This window comes from Phytoactinopolyspora endophytica, assembly GCF_004138495.1.
GTDB lineage: Bacteria > Actinomycetota > Actinomycetes > Jiangellales > Jiangellaceae > Phytoactinopolyspora > Phytoactinopolyspora endophytica.
Genome location: NZ_ML142858.1, coordinates 99447 through 100740, shown reverse-complemented (window position 1 = coordinate 100740; position 1294 = coordinate 99447). Strand labels below are relative to the sequence as shown.

Here is a 1294-nt window from a genome sequence, read left to right as displayed (position 1 = left end):
TGGCTTGACCACGTCGTTGATCAGCGCCAGCCGCTCATCGAACGGAATGAACGCGCTCTTCAGCGCGTTCACGGCGAACCACTGGAAGTCATCGAGATCGTAGCCGAACGCCTCCGAGAGCAGCGCGAGCTCCCGCGACATCGACGTGTCGCTCATCAGCCGGTTGTCCGTGTTCACGGTCACCCGGAACCGGAGCCGCGCCAGCAGGCCGAACGGGTGCTCGGCGATGGACGCGGCGGCGCCGGTCTGCACGTTCGACGACGGGCAGAGTTCCAGCGGGATCCGCTTGTCACGCACGTAGGCGGCGAGGCGACCCAGCGTCGCCTGCCCATCCTCCGCCACCGATATGTCGTCGACGATCCGCACGCCGTGCCCGAGCCGGTCCGCGCCGCACCACTGCAGCGCCTCCCAGATCGAGGGAAGGCCGAACGCCTCGCCGGCGTGGATCGTGAAATGCGTGTTCTCCCGTCGCAAGTACTCGAACGCGTCGAGGTGCCGCGTCGGAGGGAAGCCTGCTTCGGCGCCCGCGATGTCGAACCCGACGACGCCGGCCCCGCGGTAGCGGACCACCAGCTCGGCGATCTCGCTCGACCGTGCCGCATGCCGCATCGCCGTGAGCAGCGTCGCCACCCGGATCGGCCGACCCGCGGCGGCCGCACGCTGCTCGCCCAGGCGAAAGCCTTCCTCGACCGCCTCCACCACTTCGTCGAGCGTGAGCCCGCCGTCCAGGTGCTGTTCCGGCGCGTACTTGACCTCCGCATAGACGACGCCGTCGGCGGCCAGGTCCTGGGCGCATTCACTCGCCACCCTGACCAGGGCCTCGCGGGTCTGCATGACCCCGACTGTATGGACGAACGTCTCCAGGTAACGCTCCAAGGAGCCGGAGTGGGCCGACTCGACGAACCATCTGCCCAGCTCGTCCGCGTCATCTGCGGGCAGGCTGTGGCCGGTCTGAGAAGCCAGCTCGATCACCGTCGCCGGGCGGAGCCCACCGTCGAGATGGTCGTGCAGCAGAACCTTCGGTGCGGCCAGGATCTCGGCCTGCGTCGGCGCCATAATCGTCACCGTACTCCAGGTCCCGTCGGTTACGGCAGGTAGCGCCGATGTTCGCTTGGTCACGAACGGTGCCGTGCGTGGGCATGATCGCACGGGGGTGGCTAATCTCAGTGGCGTGGCACGCAATGTCTACATCGCATCGGTGACCGGCGAGACCGGGAAGTCGACGGTCGCACTCGGGGTGCTCACCGCCCTCACCCGTCGCATCGGCCGGGTCGGCGTCTTCCGGCCGATCGTC

At 68.4% G+C, this 1294-nt stretch carries 1 protein-coding gene; it reads right to left on the bottom strand.

Annotation, left to right across the window (positions count from 1 at the left end):
- Positions 1-1056 (bottom strand): adenosine deaminase (locus ELR45_RS19480; protein WP_129667969.1); only part of this gene is annotated, 1056 nt, incomplete at its 3' end.
- Between the last annotated feature and the right edge of the window lie 238 nt (positions 1057-1294).